We start from the raw sequence: 15,282 nt of genomic DNA, 5'->3' as shown, positions 1-15,282 counted from the left end.
GCGTCATACCCGTAGGGGGTAAGGGTTTCAAGACCAGTGAAGGCGCTGCAGATGGAGGTGTCTCAGGGGCGCGGGTCAAGATCTGATGAAGAGACCACGTCAACGACGTCGTATGCCGCTGGGCTCGTTCCCGATGCCAGCCCGCCGATGAAGCGGGCTGGGTCGAGAACGACTGATCTTGACCGAATCTTGAGGGTTCCTGAACAGGACGCTGACTCGGCCCTGTGAGGCTTGGTCGCCTTGGTCACCCCTGTCTGGAAGGACTCCTCCACCCCATGCGCCGGATCTCCCACCCCCTTGTCAGTCGCCGCTCCGCCATCCTCGGTGGCCTGGGCATCGCCGGAATGGGAGCCCTGACGGCCTGCGCCGAATCGGTGTCCCCGGGCGGACCCGCACCGGCTCCGACCTTCGGCCCACCGACCTCCCTGGCTCCGACGGGCGGGCAACGGGTGGTCACCGCGGCACTGACTCCGCAGCCGGTCGATCTCGACCTCGGAGGGCTGACGGTCCGGACGTGGGCCTACGGAGACCGGCTGCCCGGCCAGGTGATCAGGGCGTCCGCCGGTGATCTCCTGCGCGTGTCGGTGGACAACCGGCTGCCCACCGACACCTCGGTGCACTGGCACGGGATCCGGCTGCGGCCGGCCGCCGACGGGGTCCCGGGGGTCACCCAGGACCCCATCAAGGCCGGCACGACGTACGTCTACGAGTTCACGGCTCCCGACCCCGGCACCTACTTCTTCCACCCGCATACCGGAGCCCAGCTCGACCGCGGCCTCTACGCGCCGCTCATCATCGACGACCCGCAGGAGCCCGGCGGCTATGACGCGGAGTGGGTCGTCGTCCTCGACGACTGGATCGACGGCACCGGGACCACCCCCGACGACATCCTCGAGAAGCTCCTGGGTGACGGCGGCGCCATGGGCATGGGCCACGGGTCGATGGACCACGGGTCCATGGGCAGCGGCGCGACCGGTAGCGGCTCGACCGGGATGGGCGACATGGACCACGGGTCGATGCCGATGGGGGCCGACCCGTTCGGCGACGCGGGCGACGTCGCCTACCCCTACTACCTCGTCAACGGACGGCTCCCGACTGCGCCCGAGACCTTCACCGCGAAGCCCGGCCAGCGAGTCCGCATCCGGATCATCAACGCGGCCTCGGACACGATCTTCAGCGTTGCACTCGGCGGCCATGACCTGACCGTGACGCACAGCGACGGCTTTCCCGTGGTCCCGGTCGAGACGCGGGCGCTCTACATCGGGATGGGGGAGCGCTACGACGTGACCGTCACCCTCGCGGAGGGTGTGTTCCCCTTGCATGCGGCTCCCTTCGGGAAGCAGGGCGACGCCATGGCGCTGGTGCGCACAGCATCCGGGACCGCGCCCACCGTGGACCGGCTCGAGCCGGTCCCCGCCGCACGGGTCCTGCTCGGGTCCGATCTGCGCCCCGCCGAGTCGGCCCGCCTCGACCGGCGCGCTCCCGACGCCACCGTCGACCTCACCCTGGACGGACAGATGCAGCCCTACCAGTGGGGAATGAACGGCGCTCCCTTCGGCAAGAACGCGCCGTTGTCCGTCAAGGAGGGCCAGCGCCTACGCATCAACGTCGTCAACCGCACGATGATGACCCACCCCGTCCACCTGCACGGCCACACCTTCGCGCTCGCGGACTCCGGGCTGCGCAAGGACACGGTGCTGTTGCGGCCCATGGAGTCCCGCCCCATCGAGCTCGACGCGGACAACCCCGGCGACTGGATGATCCACTGCCACAACATCTACCACGCCGAGGCGGGGATGATGATCAAGCTCAGCTACGAGAAGTCGGGTCAGTGACCTCCAGCCGGAGGGCCCGTCGAGAGGTCTGGGGCGCGGTCAGGTCTCGGTCCGCGCGGTGGCCGAGCGCTTGAGCAAGCTGGTGGTCCGCAGTGGGAGAGCCACCGTGAAGGTGGCTCCCCGCCCGGGGCCGCTGCTCGACGCGGTCAGGCCGCCACCGTGGGCGTCGACGATCGCTCGGCTGATGGTGAGCCCGATGCCGGATCCGCTCCGGTCGCGGTCCCGGGCGGAGTCCCCGCGGTAGAACCGCTCGAACACATGAGGCAGCTGCTCGGGCGTGATGCCCTCGCCGTTGTCCGCGACCACGATCTCGACCTCGTTCGAGGTCTGGCGGGCGTAGAGGCGAACCGAGCCGCCCGAGGGCGTGTGCCGCAAGGCATTGCCGAGCAGGTTGTCGAGGACCTGGCCCATCCGGCGACGGTCGACCTGGACCGTCGCACCGGGCGCGCTCTGGGCGTCGGCAACGAGGTTCACCCCGCGGCGGGCATACGCCTCCCGCTGCCCCTCGCCGGCGGACCAGACGAGGTCGCCGACCGGCACGGCGTCGAGCTCGAGCGCGAGGCGTCCCTCCTCCGCGCGTGATACGTCGTCCATGTCCGCGCTCAGCTGCGCCAGTCGCTCGGTCGCGTCGGTCATGACCCGGTCGGTGTGCTCGTCCCAGGCCCTGACGCCGGTCCGCAACCCCTCGGTCGACAGCTTCAGCGTCGTGATCGGCGTCCTCATCTCGTGAGCGAGGTCGGACAGCAGCCGTCGTCGCGTGTCCTCGGTCTGCTCCAGCTGGCTGGCCATGAGGTTGAAAGCGGCCCCGAGCGTGTCGAGCTCGGGGCCCGAGCCCCACTCGGAGACCCGCGCCTCGAAGTGGCCTCGGGAGATCTCCGTGGCCGCCTGGGTCAGCGCTGTCAGGGGAGCCTGCAGCCGGCGAGTGACGTACCAGGTCACCGCCGCGGCGCAGGCAAGCGCGATGATCAGGGCTACTCCGAGCGAGACCACTGAGGCGTCGCGGTAGGCCCGCTCGATATGGACCAGCTCGGGCGAGCTGTCGGTGTGCCCCGACGCCAGGAGGTGCTGGTGGAAGAGGGAGGGGCCGACGAGAAGGGCTACGAGCCCAGCGGTCAGGATGCTCGCGGCGAGCACCAGAACCTGCGCGAGCATCAACCGGGAGGCTAGCCCTCTGGGCGCTCTCACCGGAGTCACCCCTTGCCCATGCGGTAGCCGACGCCGCGCACGGTCTCGACGTACGTGGCCGTCGCGGCGCTGTCGTCGAGCTTGCTCCGCAGGTGCCCGATGTGCACGTCGACGATGTGGTCGTCACCCACCCAGCCGGTGTCCCAGACCTCGTCGATGATCTGGCGACGGGAGAAGACGTGCCGAGGTCGACTGGACAGGACGTCGAGGATGTCGAACTCGGTCCGCGTCAGCGCCACCCTCCTCCCGCTGACTTCGACCTCCCGGCTGCTGGAGTCGATCGTCAGATCGCCGAAGGCTCGTGGTGGCTCCTCCGGCGCCTGCTCCCGCGGCGACTGGCTCGAGCGCCAGGGGCGTCGCAGCACCGCCTGGATGCGGGCCAGCAGCTCGAGGGCGCTGAACGGCTTGGTGATGTAGTCGTCGGCGCCGACCGACAGGCCGACGACGCGGGAGATCTCGTCTCCGCGGGCGGTGAGCATGAGGATGTAGCACTCCGAGAAGGTGCGCACCTGGCGACACACCTCGACGCCGTCGAAGCCAGGCAGTCCCAGGTCGAGCACGATGACGTCTGGGTCCATCTGTCTGGCGGCCGCGACGGCGTCCGGGCCGCTGTAGGCCTCCGCCACGACATACCCGGCCTTGGTCACATGCGCGGCCACCAGCTCGGCGATGTCGCGCTCGTCATCGACGACGAGGACCCGTGCGGCCTGGGCAGCTGACCCTGCTCCCGATGTCTGCATGGGCCCAGTCTGACGTCTCGGTCGAGCGTGGTTCCCCGCACGGGGAGCTCCGGGGACATTCTTCGTCAAACCTTGACCCCATCTCGTGCTGGCGCAAACCGCAGCGGGTCAGAGTGGTCCCATCACGACGAACGCAGTCACGACGAACGCAGTCACGAGAGGGGCAGCCATGTGGAACGACTGGACCGGCCACGGCATGGACGGCTGGATGTGGTTGGCCATGGTCCTCTCCGTGCTGGCCGTCTGGGCTCTCGTCGCCGTGGCTGTCCGATCCCTCGTCAACGGCGGGTCCGACCGACCCACCCTGCCCGCGTCCGGGAACGGCGAGTCCCTGCGTCTGCTCGACGAGCGGCTCGCGCAGGGCGAGATCACCATCGAGCAGTACCAACGCATCAGGGCCGCCCTGACGCGCACGCCCTGACCCTCGGTCGCCGGCCAGCCGAGGCCGGGCGTTCTTGACCCGACCTTGACTGAACGCCGTGGTTGGCCTTCACCGGCGGGAGGCAGTCTCGGACCAGGTGGACCGCCACCACAGTGGACGGCACCGCGACTGAGGAGAGTGCGATGGGAGACGTCTTCCCGCAGGGCTGGATCGGAGCGCTGCTCGTCATGGTGATGCTGGCCATGCACCTGAGCCGCCACCTCGCACACCGGGACCGCGGCAGGAGAGGGCGTGGCGGCTGCGGCAGCCGTGCCGGCCACGGTGCTGGCCACGGTGCTGGCCACGGTGTCGGCCGGCCGCGCGAGCGGGACGCCGTCGGCCCCGCCGACAGCTCGCCCGTCCCGCAGCGGGACGCCTTGGGGCTGCCTCACGCACCACACGATCCGTCTGACTGACCGCGACGGCCCCTGCCCGCACCATCTGGTGAGCCATCTCGACCTCCCTGGAGCTGCCCACATGCGTCCGATCCTCTTCTCCGTCCTCGGCTTCGATGTCCAGACCTACGGCGTCAGCAAGGTGCTCGCCGCCTGGGTCGCGGCCCTCCTGCTCGCCCGCGCCTTCGAACGGGGCGGGCTGAACCGGGACCAGGCGTACTCGATGGTGCTCTGGGTGACCGTCTGGGGCTTCGCCGGCGCCAAGGTCTACTACCTGCTGGAGCAGCTGCCCACGCTGACGATGCACGACTTCGGTGGCATGGGATTCACCTGGTATGGCGGCTTCCTCGCTGCCACCGTGGCGGCCCTGGTGATGATCCGGAAGTGGGACCTGCCCCTCGGCTTCGTGGCGGGTGCGCTGGCCGTGCCGCTGTCGGTGGCCTACGCGATCGGCCGCCTCGGCTGTCTCGTGGCGGGCGACGGCACCTTCGGTCGGCCGACGACCCTGCCCTGGGGGATGACGTTCCCCAACGGCGTGGTCTCCACCGACGTTCCGGTCCACCCGACGCCGCTCTACGAGGCCGCCGGTGCCCTGCTCATCGCCGGGATCCTCTGGTGGCTGGGCCGGCGGCGTAACGGGCCCGTGGTCTTCGCCTGGTATCTCGTCCTGAGCGGAGTGGCGCGGTTCCTCGTCGAGTTCCTGCGCACCAACGACGTGACGGTGCTGGGCCTGACGCAGCCGCAGCTGTGGGCTCTCGTGGGTGTCGCTGTCGGGGTGGCCCTCGCGGTGCGGGTCGGCGGGCGGCAGACCAAGCGACCCGTCGGCGACCAGCGCTCGGTCACGCCCGAGGGCGTCCCGGGACCGCACATCCGCCAGGACTCAGGGGTGGCCTGATGCCGACCTGCACCGCTGAGGAGCACCTGCTGCTCGGAGCGTTCGTGCTGGGCGGCCTGTCTGTCGCAGACGTCACGGCGTGCCGTGAGCACCTCCGTCGCTGCCCGGCGTGTGGCGACGAGCTCGCCACGTTCGCAGACCTCCCGGGTCTGCTCGACCGCCTTGCCGGACTGGGCCATGGAACGGGTTACCGGGCTCGACCGGCCCCGCCAGAGGGCACCTGACGCAGAGCACCACACCGAAGCCCCACACCCAGAGCACCACCCAACGACGGGCCTGGGGCCCGCCCGTCGCTCAGTGGTGCTCTTCGTGGTCAACCGGAGTGGTGGTCACGACCGGCGCCGGTGTCGGTGTCGTGGCCGGTGGCTCCTCGGCTCCACCGCCGATGGCCGGGCCGATGACGAACGCGGACAGGGAGAAGAGCGCCGTGAAGACGGCCACGCCGATCGCCGGAGCCCACCTGGTCCGGAACCTGGCGCGCAGCCGCCGGAGCATCGGGATGCTCATCAGCAGACCGACCACATAAAGGACTCCGTTCCCGAGGGCACCGGTCAGGACCGCGGCACCAGCGAGGAAACCGATGTGGTGCATCAGGTGGGGCAGGACGCCGAGCGCCGCCCCGATGCCGGCACGAACCGTCGCCCACACGCCCTTGCCCCGATCAGGGGCGGTGCCCTCGGAGCTCTCCGGAGGGTCACTCGTCTCCGTCACAGCAACGGGAGGGTGGTCAGAGAGGTGGCCGGCCATGGTGTCTCCTCTGTCGTCAGCCTGCTGATAAGCCGTATCGGCCCCAGACTGGGCCATGAGTCCGGGCATGGATCCGTCATGGCGGATCAAGGTGCGGAGAAGATCTGGGCCGAGGAACACCGAACCTTGACCTGCGCTTGACCGCCACAGTGGAGTGCGCGGCGGACGCTGCCATCATGAGCCTCACGCGGTCGCGGCGCGCCCCCTCTGGGCCGCCTGCCTCACCGGCCCGGCTGGATCCGGCCGATGTCACAGTGGTCACGGCCGAGCACTGCCTCCTCTGCGAGGACGCGCTCGCCGAGCTGGGTCGTCGGCAGGACGAGGTCTCGCTGGCCGTCGTCCCGATGGACACGCCGACCGGTCGGGAGCTGGTGGCGAGACACCGGCCGGTGATGTTCCCCCTGGTGCTCGTCGACGGCGCCTTCCTCAGCTCCGGCCGCCTCCCGAGGCGCAAGCTCGACAAGGTCCTGGCGGCTCGCCGCGAAGCGGGGACGAGGCCCTGATGGGAACCGAGCTCCTGGCTACCGGCAGTGTGCTCGCCGCGTTCTTCGCGGGCGGAGTCGCGCTCTTCGCGCCCTGCTGCATCGTCTTCCTCGCCCCCAGCTACCTCGCGGCGGCGGCCAAGAACGAGCGGTGGCGGTTGCTGCCGTTGACGTTCATCTTCGCCGCGGGTCTGGCTCTCGTCCTGGTCCCGATCACTCTGGGCGCGAGCCTGCTGTCCGGGGCCATCGCCAAGTACCACGTGGCGCTCTACTGGGGCGGCGGGCTGCTCATGATCGGACTGGGCCTGCTCGCCCTGTCGGGTCGGATGTGGTCGATGCCGTCGGTTCTCCGGGCGCCCGACACCACCAGAGGAGACAGCGCGACGTTCTTCAGCCTCGGCGTCTTCTCCGGTATCGCGTCGAGCTGCTGCGCGCCCGTCCTGGCCGGCGTCATGACCCTGTCGGCGCTCTCCGGCTCGGCTGTGGGTGGCGTGGGGCTGGGGCTGTCCTTCGTCTTCGGCATGGTGCTGCCTCTCTTCGTCATGGCCCTGGTCTGGGACAAGGCGCACCTGGCCGAGCGGCGTTGGCTCCGGGCGAAGCCGGTCAGCCTGCGGCTGGGCGCCCGCTCCCTACGGACCAACACCGTCAACCTGGCCGTGGCCGTCGCGTTCACGGTCATGGGTATCGCCGTCATCGGTCTCGCCGGCTCGCCGGACATGACGCGCGGCACCGATGCGCAGTACGCGGCCGGCGCCGGGCTCAGCCGGGCGGCGGGCCGGATCCTCGAATGGCTCGACCCGGTGCCCGAGCCGGTCCTGGGGCTCGGGCTGTTCGGCCTGGTCGCCGTGTTCGTCTGGGCGACGCTGCGCGACCGTGGCACGGCCGAGCCGCCGGCGTGCCACACCGACCATCAGCACCACCACACACCTGAAGGGGCGCCGAAGTGACCGGGAAGACCACGACGAGCAGCAGCGCCGCCCACCACGCCCACGAGGTGCGTGCCAAGGCCGAACGGGAGCGGCTGGCGCGCCGCAAGAGAACCCGCCGGCTCCTCTCGGCTGCCCTCGGCGTGGTGGTTCTGGGCCTCATCACGCTCGCACTGGTGCAGGCAGCGCCGACCAGCGAGTCGACCGAGACGACGGCGCCGCCGTTCACCCTGAGCACCACGGCGGGCACGACGGTGTCGCTCTCCGACTACCGCGGCAAGCCGGTGTTGCTCTACTTCAACGAGGGCGCGGGGTGCGGGTCGTGCACCGCGCAGATGGCGGAGATCGAGAAGGATGCCGCGTTCCAGGCGTCGGGGATCACGGTGCTGCCCATCGTGATGAACAAGGTCGAGCAGATCGCCCCTGACCTCCAGTACTTCAGGGTGAAGACCCCGTACCTCCTCGACGACGGGACAGTCTCCAAGGCGTACGGCACCTTGGGGACGGGGATGCACGAGGGCCTTCCGGGCCACGGCTTCGTGCTCATCGACAAGGACGGCGTCCAGCGCTGGTTCGGCAACTACCCGTCGATGTACGTCGCGCCCGCGGAGCTGCTCCAGGAGGTCCGCAGCCGACTCTGACCGCCCGGACCACAGCGCGCGAGCCACCGACCACAGGAGACCACGATGAGCGTCCCACCCAGAACCAACGACTCCTCCGACCACGCCGACCACGCCCAGCACGGCACTGACCACCCCACTGACCACGCTCCCGTGCCCCCACCCACGGGATCGCACGGCTCCGGCCACTCCCGGATGATGTGGCTCATGTGTCTGCCGATGGTGGTCGTCGCCATCGTCCTGATGGCCACGTCGTCGGCTGGGGTGGCGGCCCTGCTGCCGGCTCTCCTGTGCATCGGGATGATGGCCGCGATGATGCGCATGCACGGTGGGGGCGGCCACCACTGATCAGCTGACTACGGGAAATCTTGACCCGGGGGTGCGCGTCATCTTCATGGTGGGGGAGCACTGTGACTCACGACAGCGAAACGGCGACAGCTCGAGGTGAGCGCGATGTCGGCAACTGCCCAGACCTCCGCAGACCGCCCGGCCCCGCCGCTGCCGCCTGATCCAGCGCGTCTGCTGGCTGCGACGGGTGTCCACAAGGCCTACCAGCGGTGGCGCTGGCCGCGGCCGCGACGCGTGCCGGTCCTGATGGGGGCGGACCTGAGCCTCGAACGCGGGGAGGTCGTCGGCCTGGTCGGCGAGAACGGCTCGGGCAAGACGACCCTGATGCGGATCCTCGTCGGCGACCTCGCTGCGGACGCCGGCACGGTGCAGCTGACGGGGACGCTCGGCTACTGTCCGCAGCAGCCGGTCGTCTATCCGAGACTGACCTGCGACGAGCACTTCGAGCTCTTCGGCGGCGCCTACCGGATGACGGCAGCGCGACTGCACGAGGCGCGGCTCGCCCTCTACGAAGAGCTCGGTTTCGAGCGGTTCGCGGCCACGCGGGCGGACCAGCTCTCCGGAGGCACACTCGCCAAGCTCAACCTCGGTCTGGCGCTCCTGCCCGACCCGGACATCCTGCTGCTCGACGAGCCCTACGCCGGCTTCGACTGGGACACGTACCAGAAGTTCTGGGGCCTGGTCGCGCAGCGCCGGGCTCGCGGTCGCAGCGTGCTCATCGTCAGCCACTTCATCGCTGACCAGCAGCGGTTCGACCGCATCGTCACGCTCCGCGAAGGCAGGGCGTGGTCGGTGTGACAGCCCTCCTGCTCGAACGCCGTTTCCTCGCCGACTACGCCAGGACCGGCACCAATCTGCTCCTGCTGCTCCTCGTGCCGGTGACGTTCGTCCTCGTCGCCGCCCCGACCCTGGCGGACGCGGCCGAGGTGCTGGGAGGCGCGACGGGCGGAGCCAGCATGGAGACGGCGACGGCCGGGTGGGCGGCCGGCTTCCTCACGGGAATCGCCATGTACTTCCAGGTGGCGTCCTCCCGGGCGACCGACCGGCGGCTCGTGCTCGCCGGTCTCGCTCCCGGCCGCCTCGCGGCGGCCCGGCTCCTCACCGGCGGCGTCCTCGCCGCCGGTGCGACGGCAGCAGCGCTCGTTCCCCTCGCCGCGAGGCAGAGCCTGTCCCAGCCGGTCAGGGTCGTCGTGGGCACGGCGATGTTCGCGGTCGTCTACCTGGCCATCGGGGCGCTGATCGGGGCGCTCGTGCCCACGCCGGTCAACGGCAGCGTGCTGCTCCTCTTCGTGTGGATCCTCGATGTCTTCTTCGGCCCGGCGCTGAGCGGCTCGACGTCACCGCTGTTGCGCGTCCTGCCCACCCACTTCATCTCGTTGTGGACGATCGACCAGCCGCCCGGGCACGCGGGACCGGGCACGCTGACGTGGTCGGCGCTGTGGCTCGTCGCCGCCCTCGCCGCGGCCCACGTCGTCGTGGGCGCCACGCCGGGCCGCGCGAGGGGTCCCGCGTCGCGGCGAGCGGGACAGCTCCGGACCGGGTTGCGGATGGGCGTGCGCGACTGGGGCCGGACACCCCTGCTCTGGCTGCTTCTCGCGGCCGTGCCGGCCGTCTTCATCCTCCTGTCGGCGGCGATCACCCCGCATGGCATCTCGCGTGTCGTCGTACGGGAGGACGGGGTGGAGACGACGACGCTGCTCGACCCTGCGGTGATCCATCCCGGCACGATGGCTCCCGAGGCGATCGCCTCGCTGGCCGCCCTCGTGGGCGTCTTCATCGTCCTCGACGCGCGGGCCGGCGACAGGAGACTCGTCCTCGCTGGACAGCGCGCCATCGTCGCGGTGCTCACTCGGATGCTCCTGGTGCTCCTCGCGGCCGCGGTGGTGACGGCGGCTTCCCTCGGGGTGACCGCCACCGTCTTCACGGCAGCACAGTGGGGGATCTACGCCTGGGGAAGCGTCCTCATCGCGGTGACCTACGGCCTCATCGGCATGCTGCTCGGTCCGATCTTCGGGCGGGTCTCGGGAGTCTTCATGGCGTTCCTCGTGCCGTTCATCGACCTCGGACTCGGGCAGAGTCCGATGCTGGGCGGAGAGCCGCCTGTCTGGGCGCGGTGGCTGCCCGGCTACTCGGGCATGCGCGTCCTCATCGACGGCGGCCTCACCACCGGGTTCGACGAGGGCGCTCAGCTCGCCGTGGGCCTCCTCTGGGTGGGGGCGCTGGCCGTCCTCGTCGCGGTCCTGTTGAGGAGAGGCTTCGGCGGCCGGCCGAGCGCCAGGACAACAGGAGAGTCGTATGCCGCTGGGCTCAGGCCCGGCCGCAACGTCGCGTGATGTTTGGGAGCAGTTCCTCATCGTCTGGACGTCCTCTGTTGCGAGGTGGCGGAATCCCGCGGCGCCGCGGCGGAGATCCCGTTCGAGGACATGAAGGAGCGGATGCTCTTCGCCGAGGCTCTCGAGACCGTCAAGTGCTTCGACGAGGGCGTGCTGCGCTCCGTCGAGGACGCCAACGTCGGCTCCATCCTCGGGATCGGCTTCCCCGCGTGGACCGGTGGCGTCGCCCAGTACGTCGAGGGCTACCCGGGTGGCGTGGCCGGGTTCGTCGCCCGAGCGCGCGAGCTGGCCGAGCGCTACGGCGATCGCTTCCTGCCGCCGGCCTCCCTCGTCGCCCGCGCCGAGGCGGAGCCCGCTGCCTGACGGCAGCACCACACTCAGGACGTATACCGCTGGGCTCAGCCCCGCCGGGACCTCGCGGTCGAGCGGGGGCCGGCTCAGCGGCATACGTCATCGGGGTTGTCGGCATGGGCGGCCCGGACGGCGGCGACGTCGTTGTGGCGTCGTGACCCCTGTGACGGAGGGAACGCGTCCGCGGCTCGTCCGAGGCAGTGGGTCAGCAGGACAATCCGAGGGTGAGCGTGATCAGCCGCTCCCGCACCGATGCTGGCCTCTGGGCGAAGTTGGCCTTGGCGGCGGCGGCCTGGGGCTTCGCCTACTGGGCAACGAGCGGTTGTGGACCTGGCTCGTCCGGGACGTCATCGGGTGGGACCTCCTGGGCCGGCTCGGCGGCGGGGTCCACTTCTTCCTTTATGACACCGTCAAGATCTTCCTCCTGCTGACCGGGCTCATGTTCCTCATCGGGCTGCTTCGGGCGAGCCTCGACCTCGACCGGGCGCGCGACTTCCTCCAGGGCAGGGGCCTCTTCGCCGGCCTCGTCCTCGCGGTCTTCCTGGGTGTGGTCACCCCGTTCTGCTCGTGCAGCTCGATCCCGCTCTTCATCGGGTTCGTCGCGGGCGGCATCCCGCTGTCGATCACGCTGACCTTCCTGGTCGCGTCCCCCCTCGTGTCCGAGATCGCCGCCATCATGATCGGCGACCAGTTCGGCTGGAACGTCGCGGCCGCCTACGTCATCGCCGGCTCGTTCATCGCGCTGGTGATCGGCTGGGTCTTCTCGCGGTTCCACCTGGAGCGGTGGGTCGAGGAGATGGTCTTCGCCACCCGGATCGGGCGGCTGCGCGCGGGCGGCCACCAGCCGAGCTGGCGGGAACGGGTCGACGCGGCAGTCGCCGAGGCGCGGGACATCTTCACCACGGTCTGGAAGTGGGTCCTGGCCGGTGTCGCGATGGGTGCCGTCATCCACGGCTGGCTCCCCGAGGACTTCTTTGCCACCTACGCCGGTCCTGACAATCCCTTCGCCGTGCTCGTCGCGACCCTTGCCGGGGTGCCCCTCTACGTCAACGGCGCCGGCGTCGTGCCGATCGCCGAGGCGCTGTGGGCCAAGGGCATGTCACTTGGCACCGTGATGGCGCTGACCATGAGCGCCATCGCCCTGTCCATCCCGCAAGCGATCATGCTGCGCCGCGTCCTCAAGCCACCCCTGCTCGCGCTCTTCTTCGGGTCCGTCATCGTCGGCATCGTCGTGATCGGCTACCTGTTCAACGCGATCTTCCCCTGAGGCCACCCATCGTCCACAGCGAAAGGACTTCGTGATGATCATCAAGATCCTCGGCCCCGGTTGCGCCAACTGCCACAACCTGGAGAAGAACACGCGGGCCGCCTTGGCGGACAGCGGCATCGAGGCGACGCTCGAGCAGGTCACCGACTACGGCGAGATCGCCGGCTACGGCGTGATGAAGACGCCAGGCCTGGTCGTCGACGAGGAGGTCGTCGTCTCCGGGAGGGTGCCGAAGCCGGCCGAGATCGCCGAGCTGCTGGCCGCACGCGCCTGAAGGCGGCACTCCGTGCAGGCGGAGCGAGTGGTGTCACACCCGACGGGCCTCCCGCAATGATCGAACAGGCGCGATGATCGTCACCGACCGTCGCGGTGCAGCGCCACCGCGTCCAGCATCGCCTCGAAGGAGATCGCGACCGTGCCCTCATCATCGACAGACCGGCGTGGCGTCGCATCGGCAACCGCGACGGACGACGGAGCGTCGGCTGCGCCGTCCTCCGTCATCGACGGCGAGATCACGCGGACCGTGCGCGCCGTGCGGGCCATGGTTGCCGTCCTCGTTGCCGGCGCCATCGTCGCGGGTGTGGTGAGGGGCCTATCGACCGGCGCTGAGGGCGTGGGTGCCCTGGTCGACGGTCTGCTCCTCGCGCAGATCGTCCTGAGCGCGGTGCTGATCCTGCTCGGCAGCCTCGTCGAGGGATTCGGGTTCGGCCTGTCGCTGGGCACCCACTGGCCCTACACCCGAAACATCTTCGTGCTGCTGCTGCGTGGTGACCCGGAGGCCGCCCACCGCATCGTGGCCACGCTCGTCGGGCTGATCGGCGTGGCCCTGGTGCTCCTCGCGCCGCAGTCCTCCACGCTGTCCGGGCTCGCCCTCGTCGTCGCAACCGCGTTGTTCGGCATCGGCACGCTGCACGTGCTCGCCGGCCGGCTGCCGTCGGTCGTGCACGGCATCCACGGGTTGCTCGCGTACGGCGTGTTCCTCGCCTACCTCGCGATGCTGGTGGGGCACGGCGACGGGTTCTGGACCTTCGTGGCCGAGACGGGCCCGCTGCACGTGGTGGTCGTGGTGGTGCTGCTCGGTGGGATGGCGACCGGTCAACGAGGGTTCGGGACGGCGTTCGGGGAGTTCGTCCTGCCCCGCCGCGCCCGACACTGGGTGTTCGTGATCCATCTGGTCGCCGCGCTCGGCCTGGTGGCGATGCTCGGTAGGTCGTTCGGCGCCTACCCCGTGGCGTTCTACTTCGTCGTCGTGCAGATCCTCGCGGGCTTCCTGCTCTTCCACGCCGTCAACCTCCAGCCGAAGGCCCCCGGCCTGACCGTCGCGTTCCATCAGGCGATGGCTCTGGCCATCACGACAGCGATCGTCGTCGCCTGAGCGGCAGCCACGGTGGCTCAGCGGGCCACCGCCTGGCGAGTAGCGTGGTGTGACAACTCCTCCTGAAGCTTGGACGGCCGCCGAAGGGCAGGGCAATGGAAGCGTCAACGTCGGAAGCGTCAACGTCGGAAGCGTCAACGTCGGATGCGGACGCTGAGGAGCTGCCCCTCGGCGTCCTGCTCTTCATCCCTTCCCGGGCGATGGAAGCCGCGACCATGGAGGGACTCGCTCGGGCCGGCTACACCGACATGACGGTCGCGCAAGCGCGCATCGCCGCCCAGATCGAGCGGGGCGGGTCGCGCATCACCCGGCTCGCCGCCGCCGCCCAGGTCACCAAGCAGACTGCCGGCTTCCTGGTCAAGCAACTCGAACAAGCGGGCTACGTCGAACGAGTCCCCGACCCGACCGACGGCCGCGCCCAGCTCGTCAAGGTCGCCGCCCGAGGCCACGCGGCACGAGCCGAGGTGGTCCCTGCGCTCGAGGAGGTCGAAGCACAATGGACGGCCCACATCGGGCCGGAGCGAATGGCGCAACTTCGCGAGACGCTGAAGATGTTGCGCGAGATCACTGACCCCTTCCTGGAGAATCACACCTCTTGAGATTAGACAGATTATCTGTCTAATCTGGAGGCGTCGTGGAAGTCCGGAGGAGCATCATGGGCGCCCCAGAGAGCATCGATGTCGAGCAGCGTTGGCAGGTGGTGACCGAGCAGCGTCTGGCTCTCGCTGACATGCTGGCGGGGCAGTCCGAGGCGGACTGGGAACGGCCGTCGTTGTGTGCTGGCTGGACGGTGCGCGACGTTGCCGCGCACGTGACCCTGATCCCGATACCGCCCTCGCGGGGGAGCATGCTGGTCGACTTCGTGAAGGCTCGCGGCAACTATGCCCGATTCAACACCGTGGCGAGTCAACGTCGAGCGGCGCGCACGCCAACCCAGCTCATTCAGGATTTCCGGACCACCGCAGAGTCGCGCTCGGTCCCCTGGCCCGCCGACCCCGCCAACGTCATGTGGGACATCCTGGTGCACGTCCAGGACATCGCGATCCCGCTGGGGATCGACTTCCCCACGCCACCCGACGCGGGTGCCGCTGCCGCGACTCGGGTCTGGGAGCTCCGCTGGCCCTTCTCGTTCGGGGCCAGGCGCCGCCTGGGCTCGTTCAGGCTCAGCGCCACCGACGCGGACTGGACCGTTGGAACCGGCCCTGAGATTGCCGGCCCGATCTGCGCGATCCTGCTCCTCCTGACCGGCCGCACCGAGGCGGCAACACCGCGCCTGACCGGCAAGGGCGTCCGCAGCTTCGCCTGACTCGGGCCTCCGAGTCGCCTGGTCCGGAATCTCGTGCGCCAGCGGGCGTGGCTCCG

General features: G+C 70.0%; 21 protein-coding genes. 17 read left to right on the top strand and 4 right to left on the bottom strand.

Features of this window, described 5'->3' with window-relative positions; genetic code table 11:
• Window positions 1–275 precede the first annotated feature (275 nt).
• Complete coding sequence (locus OO014_RS11980; protein ID WP_272462552.1) at window positions 276–1,835, top strand: multicopper oxidase family protein; 1,560 nt, start codon at window positions 276–278, stop codon at window positions 1,833–1,835.
• A 39-nt stretch (window positions 1,836–1,874) separates the two neighbouring features.
• Here the strand turns inward: OO014_RS11980 and OO014_RS11975 are convergent, their stop codons facing one another.
• Together OO014_RS11975 and OO014_RS11970 are read right to left on the bottom strand one after the other, a co-directional pair.
• Entirely contained in the window at window positions 1,875–2,987 is a 1,113-nt protein-coding gene (locus OO014_RS11975) for a sensor histidine kinase (protein WP_272462551.1), read from the bottom strand.
• A gap of 38 nt (window positions 2,988–3,025) precedes the next feature.
• Complete coding sequence (locus tag OO014_RS11970; protein ID WP_272462550.1) at window positions 3,026–3,760, bottom strand: response regulator transcription factor; 735 nt, start codon at window positions 3,758–3,760, stop codon at window positions 3,026–3,028.
• Window positions 3,761–3,929: 169 nt separating this feature from the next.
• On the opposite strand from OO014_RS11970, the gene OO014_RS11965 reads away from it, so the two are divergent.
• The 4 genes from OO014_RS11965 to OO014_RS11950 all read left to right on the top strand — a co-directional run bounded on the left by OO014_RS11965 (window position 3,930) and on the right by OO014_RS11950 (window position 5,695).
• On the top strand, window positions 3,930–4,181 hold the full coding sequence (locus OO014_RS11965) for an SHOCT domain-containing protein (protein ID WP_272462549.1): 252 nt from the start codon (window positions 3,930–3,932) through the stop codon (window positions 4,179–4,181).
• A 143-nt stretch (window positions 4,182–4,324) separates the two neighbouring features.
• Window positions 4,325–4,597 carry a hypothetical protein gene (locus OO014_RS11960; protein WP_272462548.1) on the top strand — a complete coding sequence of 91 codons (273 nt, stop codon included), beginning with the start codon at window positions 4,325–4,327 and terminating at the stop codon, window positions 4,595–4,597.
• Between the two features lie 61 nt (window positions 4,598–4,658).
• Entirely contained in the window at window positions 4,659–5,471 is an 813-nt protein-coding gene (locus OO014_RS11955) for a prolipoprotein diacylglyceryl transferase (RefSeq protein ID WP_272462547.1), read from the top strand.
• On the top strand, window positions 5,471–5,695 hold the full coding sequence (locus OO014_RS11950) for a zf-HC2 domain-containing protein (protein WP_272462546.1): 225 nt from the start codon (window positions 5,471–5,473) through the stop codon (window positions 5,693–5,695). Before OO014_RS11955 ends, OO014_RS11950 begins: the two co-directional genes overlap by 1 nt.
• Window positions 5,696–5,765: 70 nt before the next feature.
• Here the strand turns inward: OO014_RS11950 and OO014_RS11945 are convergent, their stop codons facing one another.
• Complete coding sequence (locus tag OO014_RS11945) at window positions 5,766–6,218, bottom strand: hypothetical protein (protein WP_272462545.1); 453 nt, start codon at window positions 6,216–6,218, stop codon at window positions 5,766–5,768.
• Between the two features lie 176 nt (window positions 6,219–6,394).
• Here OO014_RS11945 and OO014_RS11940 point away from each other — a divergent pair, with 176 nt between their 5' ends.
• The 9 genes from OO014_RS11940 to OO014_RS11900 all read left to right on the top strand — a co-directional run bounded on the left by OO014_RS11940 (window position 6,395) and on the right by OO014_RS11900 (window position 12,819).
• Window positions 6,395–6,721, top strand: a complete 327-nt coding sequence (locus tag OO014_RS11940; RefSeq protein ID WP_272462544.1) for a glutaredoxin — start codon at window positions 6,395–6,397, stop codon at window positions 6,719–6,721.
• Window positions 6,721–7,647, top strand: coding sequence for a cytochrome c biogenesis CcdA family protein (locus tag OO014_RS11935; protein WP_272462543.1), 927 nt, complete (start codon window positions 6,721–6,723; stop codon window positions 7,645–7,647). The genes OO014_RS11940 and OO014_RS11935 overlap by 1 nt, the downstream gene beginning before the upstream one ends.
• Window positions 7,644–8,267, top strand: a complete 624-nt coding sequence (locus OO014_RS11930; protein WP_272462542.1) for a peroxiredoxin family protein — start codon at window positions 7,644–7,646, stop codon at window positions 8,265–8,267. The genes OO014_RS11935 and OO014_RS11930 overlap by 4 nt, the downstream gene beginning before the upstream one ends.
• Before the next feature lie 45 nt (window positions 8,268–8,312).
• Window positions 8,313–8,594 carry a hypothetical protein gene (locus OO014_RS11925; RefSeq protein ID WP_272462541.1) on the top strand — a complete coding sequence of 94 codons (282 nt, stop codon included), beginning with the start codon at window positions 8,313–8,315 and terminating at the stop codon, window positions 8,592–8,594.
• 105 nt (window positions 8,595–8,699) lie between these two features.
• On the top strand, window positions 8,700–9,392 hold the full coding sequence (locus OO014_RS11920) for an ATP-binding cassette domain-containing protein (RefSeq protein ID WP_272462540.1): 693 nt from the start codon (window positions 8,700–8,702) through the stop codon (window positions 9,390–9,392).
• Entirely contained in the window at window positions 9,389–10,927 is a 1,539-nt protein-coding gene (locus tag OO014_RS11915; RefSeq protein WP_272462539.1) for an ABC transporter permease, read from the top strand. The genes OO014_RS11920 and OO014_RS11915 overlap by 4 nt, the downstream gene beginning before the upstream one ends.
• A gap of 45 nt (window positions 10,928–10,972) precedes the next feature.
• Window positions 10,973–11,290, top strand: coding sequence for a hypothetical protein (locus OO014_RS11910; RefSeq protein ID WP_272462538.1), 318 nt, complete (start codon window positions 10,973–10,975; stop codon window positions 11,288–11,290).
• A gap of 310 nt (window positions 11,291–11,600) precedes the next feature.
• Window positions 11,601–12,545 carry a permease gene (locus tag OO014_RS11905; protein ID WP_272462537.1) on the top strand — a complete coding sequence of 315 codons (945 nt, stop codon included), beginning with the start codon at window positions 11,601–11,603 and terminating at the stop codon, window positions 12,543–12,545.
• Between the two features lie 34 nt (window positions 12,546–12,579).
• The gene (locus OO014_RS11900; protein WP_272462536.1) at window positions 12,580–12,819 is read left to right on the top strand and encodes a thioredoxin family protein; all 240 of its coding nucleotides are present in this window, start codon (window positions 12,580–12,582) and stop codon (window positions 12,817–12,819) included.
• Between the two features lie 80 nt (window positions 12,820–12,899).
• Here the strand turns inward: OO014_RS11900 and OO014_RS11895 are convergent, their stop codons facing one another.
• Window positions 12,900–13,088 (bottom strand): hypothetical protein, encoded by a 189-nt coding sequence (locus OO014_RS11895; RefSeq protein ID WP_272462535.1) that lies wholly within the window; start codon window positions 13,086–13,088, stop codon window positions 12,900–12,902.
• Between OO014_RS11895 and OO014_RS11890 the strand changes: the two genes are divergently transcribed.
• From OO014_RS11890 to OO014_RS11880, 3 genes are all read left to right on the top strand, one after another.
• Window positions 13,078–13,920 carry a hypothetical protein gene (locus OO014_RS11890; RefSeq protein WP_272462534.1) on the top strand — a complete coding sequence of 281 codons (843 nt, stop codon included), beginning with the start codon at window positions 13,078–13,080 and terminating at the stop codon, window positions 13,918–13,920. The genes OO014_RS11895 and OO014_RS11890 overlap by 11 nt on opposite strands.
• Before the next feature lie 215 nt (window positions 13,921–14,135).
• Entirely contained in the window at window positions 14,136–14,519 is a 384-nt protein-coding gene (locus OO014_RS11885; RefSeq protein WP_272462533.1) for a MarR family winged helix-turn-helix transcriptional regulator, read from the top strand.
• Between the two features lie 56 nt (window positions 14,520–14,575).
• Complete coding sequence (locus OO014_RS11880; RefSeq protein ID WP_272462532.1) at window positions 14,576–15,226, top strand: maleylpyruvate isomerase family mycothiol-dependent enzyme; 651 nt, start codon at window positions 14,576–14,578, stop codon at window positions 15,224–15,226.
• The last annotated feature ends 56 nt before the right edge of the window (window positions 15,227–15,282 follow it).

The organism is Intrasporangium calvum (assembly GCF_028446585.1).
Taxonomy (GTDB): Bacteria; Actinomycetota; Actinomycetes; order Actinomycetales; family Dermatophilaceae; genus Intrasporangium; species Intrasporangium calvum_A.
Note: the sequence above shows the minus strand (reverse complement) of the source record. Positions and strands in the feature narration are given on the sequence as shown.

Bases quoted from the DNA above. Each gene is read 5' to 3' on its own strand.
- OO014_RS11980 (WP_272462552.1), top strand. From the start codon at position 276: ATGCGCCGGATCTCCCACCCCCTTGTCAGTCGCCGCTCCGCCATCCTC.
- OO014_RS11975 (WP_272462551.1), bottom strand. From the start codon at position 2,987: ATGCTCGCGCAGGTTCTGGTGCTCGCCGCGAGCATCCTGACCGCTGGG.
- OO014_RS11970 (WP_272462550.1), bottom strand. From the start codon at position 3,760: ATGCAGACATCGGGAGCAGGGTCAGCTGCCCAGGCCGCACGGGTCCTC.
- OO014_RS11965 (WP_272462549.1), top strand. From the start codon at position 3,930: ATGTGGAACGACTGGACCGGCCACGGCATGGACGGCTGGATGTGGTTG.
- OO014_RS11960 (WP_272462548.1), top strand. From the start codon at position 4,325: ATGGGAGACGTCTTCCCGCAGGGCTGGATCGGAGCGCTGCTCGTCATG.
- OO014_RS11955 (WP_272462547.1), top strand. From the start codon at position 4,659: ATGCGTCCGATCCTCTTCTCCGTCCTCGGCTTCGATGTCCAGACCTAC.
- OO014_RS11950 (WP_272462546.1), top strand. From the start codon at position 5,471: ATGCCGACCTGCACCGCTGAGGAGCACCTGCTGCTCGGAGCGTTCGTG.
- OO014_RS11945 (WP_272462545.1), bottom strand. From the start codon at position 6,218: ATGGCCGGCCACCTCTCTGACCACCCTCCCGTTGCTGTGACGGAGACG.
- OO014_RS11940 (WP_272462544.1), top strand. From the start codon at position 6,395: ATGAGCCTCACGCGGTCGCGGCGCGCCCCCTCTGGGCCGCCTGCCTCA.
- OO014_RS11935 (WP_272462543.1), top strand. From the start codon at position 6,721: ATGGGAACCGAGCTCCTGGCTACCGGCAGTGTGCTCGCCGCGTTCTTC.
- OO014_RS11925 (WP_272462541.1), top strand. From the start codon at position 8,313: ATGAGCGTCCCACCCAGAACCAACGACTCCTCCGACCACGCCGACCAC.
- OO014_RS11920 (WP_272462540.1), top strand. From the start codon at position 8,700: ATGTCGGCAACTGCCCAGACCTCCGCAGACCGCCCGGCCCCGCCGCTG.
- OO014_RS11900 (WP_272462536.1), top strand. From the start codon at position 12,580: ATGATCATCAAGATCCTCGGCCCCGGTTGCGCCAACTGCCACAACCTG.
- OO014_RS11895 (WP_272462535.1), bottom strand. From the start codon at position 13,088: ATGGCCCGCACGGCGCGCACGGTCCGCGTGATCTCGCCGTCGATGACG.
- OO014_RS11885 (WP_272462533.1), top strand. From the start codon at position 14,136: ATGGAGGGACTCGCTCGGGCCGGCTACACCGACATGACGGTCGCGCAA.
- OO014_RS11880 (WP_272462532.1), top strand. From the start codon at position 14,576: ATGGGCGCCCCAGAGAGCATCGATGTCGAGCAGCGTTGGCAGGTGGTG.